Origin of the sequence: Alcanivorax sp. (genome assembly GCF_014762765.1) — a bacterium.
GTDB lineage: Bacteria > Pseudomonadota > Gammaproteobacteria > Pseudomonadales > Alcanivoracaceae > Alcanivorax.
On sequence record NZ_JABURH010000193.1, the window covers coordinates 1 to 8234 of the forward strand.

The 8234-nt window shown below is 60.3% G+C and carries 7 protein-coding genes, 1 other RNA gene and 1 pseudogene; all 9 read left to right on the forward strand.

Annotated features, from left to right (window positions below; translation table 11 throughout):
* Window positions 1-25 precede the first annotated feature (25 nt).
* Window positions 26-391, forward strand: an RNA gene (rnpB, locus tag HUJ17_RS14780) — RNase P RNA component class A.
* A gap of 165 nt (window positions 392-556) precedes the next feature.
* Entirely contained in the window at window positions 557-1363 is an 807-nt protein-coding gene (locus HUJ17_RS14785) for an MBL fold metallo-hydrolase (protein ID WP_290511415.1), read from the forward strand.
* A 326-nt stretch (window positions 1364-1689) separates the two neighbouring features.
* Entirely contained in the window at window positions 1690-2130 is a 441-nt protein-coding gene (gene mraZ / locus HUJ17_RS14790; RefSeq protein ID WP_035248027.1) for a division/cell wall cluster transcriptional repressor MraZ, read from the forward strand.
* Window positions 2130-3068, forward strand: coding sequence for a 16S rRNA (cytosine(1402)-N(4))-methyltransferase RsmH (rsmH, locus tag HUJ17_RS14795; RefSeq protein ID WP_290511416.1), 939 nt, complete (start codon window positions 2130-2132; stop codon window positions 3066-3068). The genes mraZ and rsmH overlap by 1 nt, the downstream gene beginning before the upstream one ends.
* Complete coding sequence (ftsL, locus tag HUJ17_RS14800; protein WP_290511417.1) at window positions 3068-3334, forward strand: cell division protein FtsL; 267 nt, start codon at window positions 3068-3070, stop codon at window positions 3332-3334. The genes rsmH and ftsL overlap by 1 nt, the downstream gene beginning before the upstream one ends.
* Entirely contained in the window at window positions 3331-5052 is a 1722-nt protein-coding gene (locus HUJ17_RS14805) for a penicillin-binding transpeptidase domain-containing protein (protein ID WP_290511418.1), read from the forward strand. Before ftsL ends, HUJ17_RS14805 begins: the two co-directional genes overlap by 4 nt.
* A complete protein-coding gene (locus tag HUJ17_RS14810; RefSeq protein ID WP_290511419.1) occupies window positions 5049-6521 on the forward strand; it encodes a UDP-N-acetylmuramoyl-L-alanyl-D-glutamate--2,6-diaminopimelate ligase in 1473 nt (490 codons plus the stop codon). Before HUJ17_RS14805 ends, HUJ17_RS14810 begins: the two co-directional genes overlap by 4 nt.
* Window positions 6518-7876 (forward strand): UDP-N-acetylmuramoyl-tripeptide--D-alanyl-D-alanine ligase, encoded by a 1359-nt coding sequence (gene murF / locus HUJ17_RS14815; protein ID WP_290511420.1) that lies wholly within the window; start codon window positions 6518-6520, stop codon window positions 7874-7876. Before HUJ17_RS14810 ends, murF begins: the two co-directional genes overlap by 4 nt.
* Window positions 7876-8234 (forward strand): annotated as a pseudogene (locus HUJ17_RS14820) (phospho-N-acetylmuramoyl-pentapeptide-transferase); the annotation flags it as partial. The gene murF and the pseudogene HUJ17_RS14820, both read left to right, overlap by 1 nt.

The window sequence follows — 8234 nt, forward strand, 5'->3', positions numbered from 1 at the left end:
CATTGCCGTCCCCTAAACTCCGCCCCGGACCGGTCAGACAGTCGCTGGCGGCGTAGCCGCTAGAGGAAAGTCCGGGCTCCACAGGGCAGGGTGCCAGGTAACGCCTGGGGGCTACACTGGGAACGGTGTGGCTACGGCTAGTGCCACAGAGAAGATACCGCCTGTTCCTTCCTCGTGTCGGAACCGGTAAGGGTGAAAAGGTGCGGTAAGAGCGCACCGCGCCGCTGGCAACAGCGGTGGCAGGGTAAACCCCACCCGGAGCAAGACCAAATAGGGATCCGTTGGCGTGGCCCGCGCTGGATCCGGGTAGGTTGCTAGAGGTTTGTGGCGACGCAAACCCGAGATGAATGACTGTCCACGACAGAACCCGGCTTATCGACCGGTCCACTTTTTTAGTACGGGATGCGAGTTGCGAGAAGTGAATTCCTGAACCTGGGTTTGCCTTTCGTGACTCGTCGCTCTTATCCTGCAACGCTTCCTATTTTTGATCTGAGTCATTATCAAGTGATGCGATGTCGTCAGAATTGCCGGGCTTACAATCTGGCAGGAATCCGACATGGCGCAGATCGATACCCTCTTTCTCGACAATAATCACGAAGTGCTGCGTTTTTCCGATCTGGTTGTCGGGGAAGGCGTGCAGGCCAACCAGTTCTGCATTCGCCACGGGGACCGTGCTGCGCTGATTGATCCGGGTGGCGATCTGACCTATACCCCGCTGACTATTGCCCTGAGTCGCCGAATCAGTCTGGATGGCCTGGACTACATTCTGGCATCCCATCAGGACCCGGATATTATCGCGTCCCTGCCGCGCTGGCTGATGCACACTCGCAGCCAGGTGGTGGTCAGCCGGTTATGGTCCCGGTTTCTGCCTCATCTGGCTTCCTCCTATGTGACTGGAAAAATGGGAGAGCAACTACAATCGCGCATCCAGGGTGTGGCTGACGAGGGCAAGGTGCTGCCGTTTGCCGATACCGAGATCTGGGTCTTGCCTGCGCACTTTCTGCATTCGGTGGGGAATTTCAGCTTCTACGATCCGCTCAGTGGCATCCTGTTTTCCGGCGATATTGGTGCCTCTCTGGGCGGGGAGGAAGGGCAGGTGGATAACTTTGCCGATCACCTGCACAGCATGGCAGGGTTTCATCGCCGTTACATGGCCGGTAACCGGGCCTGTCGGCTGTGGGTAGCCATGGTGCGTAAGCTGGGGCCACGCATGATCGTTCCCCAGCATGGTGGCTACTTTGCAGGAGAGCAGGTAGGGCGCTTCCTTGACTGGTTGGCGGCACTGGAGTGCGGCGTCGACCTGCTGGATAGTCAATCCTATCGCTTGCCCGTGTCCGAACAGGGTTTAACCTTTAATAAATGAATATAAAAAAAGTTAGTAATAACTAATCTGTCTAACACTTAAAGTGCTTTCTCACCTGCGCGTTCCAGCGCTCTGATTCGTCTCGAAACTCCCTCCGTTCGTCTCTTCACGCATTCCTTTTGGCACAGCTAACAGGCTGATTTGTCTGGAAATTCTTTTACGTTTACCTGGGTGTCGATGCTTGACTTGGTGTTCCTAGTGGCCATAGAGTGTCTCAATGTGGTGAAAAGTGGGAAAAAGTGGGAATTTCTTGGCGGCCGGTGTCGCGAAGTGGGGTAAACAGAGCCCCCGGGAAGGAACCGAATAATCGAGCATGAGGACGGCCAGTGTTTACTGGAAGCACATCACTCAATCTGGATGCCAAGGGGCGGCTTACCATGCCGACCCGCTATCGCGCTTCGCTGAACGAAGCCTGCGGCGGCCAGCTTGTGCTTACCCGTCACCCCTATGACGAATGTCTCGCGCTTTACCCACGTGATGAATTCATGGAAACCGCCGGCAAGCTCTCCGCCCAGCGAGACTCCAGCCCGCAGGTGCGCCAGCTGAAGCGTCGCTTTCTCGGTCAGGCGGTGGAAATTGATATGGATAGCAATGGCCGGCTGCTGGTGCCGCCGGAATTGCGGGCGGCTATCGGGCTGGAGAAGCAGGCCATGCTGATCGGTCAGATGCACCGTTTTGAAATCTGGAAAGCAGAAAGCTGGTTGGAAGAGGATGGCACCCTGGATCCGGATGCATTGCCGGAGAGTGTCCAGGAGCTGTCTTTCTGATGACCGACAAGGGCACGCAGTACGAACACCAGCCGGTGATGCTGGACGAGGTACTGGATATGTGGTTCAGCCGTAGCGATGGTTTTTATGTGGATGGCACCTTCGGGCGAGGTGGTCACAGTCGCGCACTGCTGGAAAAGCTGGACGCACAGGGCCGCCTTGCCGGTATCGATCGTGACCCCCAGGCCGTTGCCGCGGGCGAGCAGTTGGCGTCGGAAGATAGCCGTTTCCAGATCGTGGCCAGTCGCTTTGATTGCCTGCCCGATGTGGTTGATCAGGTGGGCCGCCCCATTGATGGCCTGTTGCTGGATCTGGGCGTGTCGTCGCCACAACTGGATGATGCTGGGCGTGGTTTCAGCTTTCTGCGTGATGGGCCCCTGGATATGCGCATGGACCCCACTCAGGGTGAAAGTGTTGCACAGTGGCTGGCTCGGGCCGACGAGCAGGATATTGCCAATGTGCTGTATCGCTATGGCGATGAGCGAAAGTCGCGGCGGATTGCCCGACGTATTTGCGAGGAGCGCAACGAGCGGCCGATTACTCGCACCTTGCAGCTTGCCGATTTGATTGAGTCGGCTATCGGCCGCGGCGAGCCGGGCAAGCACCCGGCTACACGCAGTTTTCAGGCATTGCGAATACATATAAACGGGGAGCTGGATGCGCTGACCCAAGTGCTCGAACAGTCCCTGGAGACGCTCGCCATCGGCGGGCGTCTCGCCATTATCAGCTTCCATTCTCTGGAAGACCGGATCGTGAAGCTGTTTATTCGCGATCACTCCGGCCGGGCTCCCAAGGGGCGCGGTGGCTTGCCGTTGGGCGATGAAATGCCGCAGCGGCTGGAGCCGGTTGGCAAGGCGATCCGTGCCAGCAAGGCCGAATTGAAAGTGAATGTTCGCTCGCGCAGTGCGGTATTGCGGGTGGCGGAGAAGGTGGCCTGATGAGCGCCCCCTGGCTGATCCGCGCCCTGGTGATGCTGGTAGTGATCTCTGCGCTGGCGGTGAGTTACAGCGTTCACGAGGCTCGTCGACTCACCGACGAGAGCCAGAAATTACAGCAGCAGCAAACTCGACTGGAGAGCCAGTGGAGTCAGCTGCTGTTGGAGCATAGCACTTGGGGCAGTTATGCCCGGGTGGAGCGCCTGGCTCGCGAGAAGCTGGGCATGAAATTACCGAAAACCGATGAGAGAGTGCTGATCCGGCCATGAAACGCCAGGCTCGCAAGACACGGCAACCCAATCACCAGATGCGCTGGCGCTTTGTGCTGGGCTTCTGGCTGGTGTGCGCCTGTGTCCTGGTGGTGCGGGCGGTGGACCTGCAAGTGATCCAGCACGATTTTCTTGCCCACCAGGGAGATATCCGCAATTTGCGTGTGGAGCCCCTGGCTGCCCACCGGGGCGTTATTCGGGATCGTGATGGTCGTCCCCTTGCGGTCAGTACGCCTGTGGTCACCCTCTGGGCGAATCCCCGTGAAGCCCTGGAGAACCAGGAGCAGTGGGTGCGTCTGGCGGGCAATCCGGTGATCAGTCAGCAGGAATTTGCCCGCAAGGTGCGTCGTCATGAATCCAGGGAATTCATCTACCTCGGGCGTGGCCTGGCGCCGGAGGCGGCCAAGGCGGTATTGGATCTGAATGTCCCGGGTATCCATTCGCTGACCGAATACCGGCGTTACTATCCCGCAGGTGAAGTGACCAGTCATGTGGTGGGCTTTACCAATATTGATGATCAGGGTCAGGAAGGCGTAGAGCTGGACATGGAATCACACCTGTCCGGCAAATCCGGTCGGAAGAAGGTGGTTCGCGACCTGTTGGGTCGCGTGATCCAGGATATTGAGGTGCTGGAGCCGGCGCAGCCCGGTGAAGATGTGACGCTGAGTATCGACCTGCGCCTGCAGTATCTGGCGTATCGTGAACTGCTGGGCGCGGTGCAGCAGTTCAAGGCCAAGGGTGGCAGTGCGGTGGTGCTGGATGTTCGTACCGGCGAAGTGCTGGCCATGGTGAACCAGCCTGCCTACAACCCCAACAACCGTGGCAATCTGGATACCGGTGCCCTGCGCAACCGGGCGGTGACCGATCTGTTTGAGCCCGGCTCCACCATGAAGCCCTTTACCGTGGCGGCGGCCATGGAAATGGGCATGGTCACTCCGTCTACCACCATCAATACTCATCCCGGTACTTTGCGGGTGGGCAGCAAAACCATTCGTGACCATCGCGACTACGGGGTGATCGATATCACCACCGTGCTAACCAAAAGCTCCAACGTGGGTACCAGCAAACTGGCGCTGGCCATGGAACCGCTGGCACTGCCCACCTATCTGGAGCGTTTCGGTTTCGGTCAGGCCACCGCCATTGATTTTCCCGGTGAAAGCAACGGCATGCTGCCATTGCGGAGTCACTGGCGGGAAGTGGAGCGGGCTGCGCTTTCCTATGGTTACGGCTTGAGCGTTTCTGCGGTACAGCTGGCTCAGGCTTATGCAGTGATCGCCAACGACGGCGTCAAGGTGCCGCTGACCCTGAAAAAGGTGAAAGAAAAGCCCGCCGGTGAACAGGTACTTGGCAAACCTGTCGCCCGGCAACTGGTTCAGATGCTGGAAACCGTGGTTAGCCAGGTGGGCACGGCCAGTCGCGCCCAGGTTCCCGGTTACCAGGTGGCCGGCAAAACCGGCACGGTGCACAAGGTGGTATCTGGTGGTTATGCGGATGACAGCTATATCGGGCTGTTTGCCGGCCTGGCCCCGGCCACGGACCCGCGCATCGTCACCGTGGTGGTTATCGACGATCCACGCAGCGATGCCTACTACGGCGGTCTGGTAGCCGCGCCGGCCTTTTCCCGGATCATGGGTGGGGTGTTGCGGACATTGCATGTGCCGCCGGACAAGCCTGAAGGGCTACTGGCCGGCGGCCCGGATACGGAGGACCGCTCATGATGCGCCTCCAGCAACTGCTCCCCGAGCACAGCCTGCCTGCCCAAGTGGCAGGCCTTGCTATTTCTGGTTTGCAGCTAGACAGCCGCCGCCTGCAGCCGGGTGAAGTGTTTGTCGCGGTACCGGGTGTGTCCAGTGACGGCCGTCATTTCATCGCCCAGGCCATCAGTGCCGGGGCCGCTGTGGTGCTGGCCGACGCGGAGACGTTCTCCGTGGATCTGCAGCAGCCGGTGCCCTGCGTGAATCTGCCGGGGCTGGCGGGGCAGGTGGGTGATCTGGCTGCGCGCTGGTTCGGTGAGCCGGCCAATCGCCTGCGCATTACCGGTGTGACGGGCACCAATGGCAAGACCAGCATCACCTGGTTCCTGCGCGATGCACTGAATGCGCTGGGGCATCGTTGTGCTTTGGTGGGGACTCTTGGACTGGGACTGAAAGGTCAGGAGCAGACCACCGGCCATACCACGCCAGACCCGATTACCCTGCAGGCCGGATTGGCAAAAGTGCGCGATGCTGGTGCCGATACCGTAGCCATGGAGATTTCCTCCCATGCCCTGGACCAGAATCGTCTGGGCGGCACCCTGGTCACTACGGCGGTATTCAGCAATCTGAGCCGGGACCATCTGGATTATCACGGCGACATGGAATCCTACCTGGCGGCCAAGGCCATGCTGTTTACTCGCGAAGGCGTGCAGCTGGCGGTGATCAATTGTGATGATCCGGCAGCCTCAACCCTGATTGCTTGCCTGCCCGACGGGGTTCGCTGTGTCACCTTCGGCAGCCAGCAGGGCGCCACTGTGCGTTGCCAGTCCGTGCAATGCACCGCAGAGGGAATCGAGGCGGAGCTGTTCGTAGGCGGCGCAGTGCTGCCGTTGAGCCTGCCTCTGTTTGGTCGCTTCAATCTCAGCAATGTGATGGCCGTTGCGGCCATCCTGCATGGTCAGGGCGTAGCCGCTGAGGCGCTGGGCGGGGCACTGGCCGCCATTACGCCCGTACCGGGGCGTATGGAACCGGTGCAGGCTGATGGCTGTCCGACGGTGATCGTGGATTATGCCCACACTCCGGATGGTCTGGAAAAAGCGCTGCAGGCTTGCCGGGATCACTTTGCCGGCCGTCTGTTCTGCGTGGTTGGCTGTGGCGGTGACCGGGATGAGGGCAAGCGCCCGCAGATGGCGGCGGTGGCGGAAAAGCTCGCCGATACCGTGGTGCTGACCAGCGATAACCCGCGCAGCGAAGACCCGCAAACCATTATTGATCAAATGCGTGCCGGTCTAACCGGGGCGCAGGCGGTCCACGAAAACGTGGATCGTGCCGAGGCGGTGCAGGAAACCGTCAACAGTGCCCGGGCCGGCGACGTGATTCTGCTGGCCGGCAAGGGCCATGAGGACTACCAGGAAATCGACGGCGTGCGTTACCCCAGTGATGACAGAGAACTTGCCCGTCAGGCGCTGGCCTCCCGGGGAGGTGCGTCATGATGTGGTTGTCGCAGATCGCCCAGTGGACCGGCGGCACCCTGATCGGGGAAGACCGCAAGGTCAGTGCTGTGGTGACCGATACCCGTGACATGGCCCCGGGCTGCCTGTTTGTGGCGCTCAAGGGCGAGCGTTTCGATGCCCATGATTTTCTTGCCCAAGCCGTCGAAGGTGGTGCCATCGCCGCCCTCGTTGACCGTGAGCAAAGTGACTTTGCCAGCGCCGTGCAGGTAGCCGATACCCGTCTGGGTCTGGGCCGTCTCGCCAGCGGCTATGCGGATCAGTTTACCGGCGAGCGCTTGGCGGTAACCGGCAATGCCGGCAAGACCACCGTCAAGGAAATGGCCGCCGCCATGCTGGGCGAGGACACCCTGGCCACCCGTGGCAATTTCAACAATGACATCGGTGTGCCGCTGACGTTGCTGCGTCTGTCCGGCGAGCACCGCTATGCGGTCATTGAGCTGGGCGCGAATGCCCCGGGTGAGATTGCCTGGACCAGTTCCCTGGCCAAACCGAAGGTGGTGCTGGTGACCAATGTGACCGGTGCGCATCTTGAAGGGTTTGGTTCCATGCAGGGCATTGCCAATGCCAAGGCGGAAATCTTTGGCGGTTGCCAGGCTGGTGGGCAGGCGATCATCAATAACGACGACAGCTTTGCCGATTTCTTCGCCGCTGAGGCAGAAAAAGCCGGCCTTACCGTGATTCGTGTGGGCAGTCAGGCACCGGCGGATCTGTACGCCGAGAATATTCAACTGCATCAGGAGCGGGTGGAATTTGTTCTTCAGCCGCTGGGCGAGACAGTGATCCTGCCATTGCCCGGCGCCCATCAAGTCAGCAATGCCTTGATGGCCTGTGCCGCCGTGCGAGCTCTGGGTGTGAATCTGGGCGAGGTGCTGCCTCGCTTGGCGCAACTGAAGCCGGTGCCCGGCCGTATGAATCTGCATGCGGTGGGTGATGGCGTGCTGGTGGATGACACCTACAACGCCAACCCGGGTTCCGTGCGTGTTGCCATCGACTGGCTGGCCGCCCAGCCGGCGCCGCAGATGCTGGTGCTGGGAGCCATGGGCGAGCTGGGTCCGCAGGCAGAGCAACTGGTTGAAGAGCTGGGAGATTATGCACGCCAGGCGGGAATCAGTGACCTGGTGGTGATGACGGGCGCCAGTGCTGCTGCCGTGGGCTTTGGTGAAGGTGCCAGGACGGCGCAGAACGATCAGCAGGCGGCAACCTGGAGTGCCCCGGTTCTTCAGCAGGGTGGAACCGTGTTGGTGAAAGGTTCGCGCAGCGCCGGTATGGAAGCGGTGGTGCAGCGACTGACCATGGGCGCAGGCCCTCACAAATCGAAACAGGGGGCACTCTGATGTTGCTATGGCTGGCTGAGCTTCTGGCAGAATTTCACAGCGGTTTCCTGGTGGTGCAGTACATCACCCTGCGCGGCATTCTCAGCGTGTTGACGGCCCTGTTTATTGCCTTCTGGGTGGGCCCGATCATGATCCGCAAGCTGCAGGAAAAGCAGGTGGGTCAGGCCATTCGTGATGATGGCCCGAAGAGCCATCTGAGCAAGGCTGGTACCCCAACCATGGGCGGGGCGCTGATCCTCATTGCCATCGTCATCTCCACCTTGCTGTGGGCCGACCTGAGTAACCGTTTTATCTGGATCACCCTGGGTGTGCTGTTCGTCTTTGGTGCCGTGGGCTGGGTGGATGACTGGCGCAAGGT

Excerpts from the sequence above, each read along its gene's own strand:
- HUJ17_RS14785 (WP_290511415.1), top strand. The coding sequence starts at position 557 with ATGGCGCAGATCGATACCCTCTTTCTCGACAATAATCACGAAGTGCTG.
- HUJ17_RS14805 (WP_290511418.1), top strand. The coding sequence starts at position 3,331 with ATGAAACGCCAGGCTCGCAAGACACGGCAACCCAATCACCAGATGCGC.
- murF (WP_290511420.1), top strand. The coding sequence starts at position 6,518 with ATGATGTGGTTGTCGCAGATCGCCCAGTGGACCGGCGGCACCCTGATC.
- HUJ17_RS14810 (WP_290511419.1), top strand. The coding sequence starts at position 5,049 with ATGATGCGCCTCCAGCAACTGCTCCCCGAGCACAGCCTGCCTGCCCAA.
- ftsL (WP_290511417.1), top strand. The coding sequence starts at position 3,068 with ATGAGCGCCCCCTGGCTGATCCGCGCCCTGGTGATGCTGGTAGTGATC.
- rsmH (WP_290511416.1), top strand. The coding sequence starts at position 2,130 with ATGACCGACAAGGGCACGCAGTACGAACACCAGCCGGTGATGCTGGAC.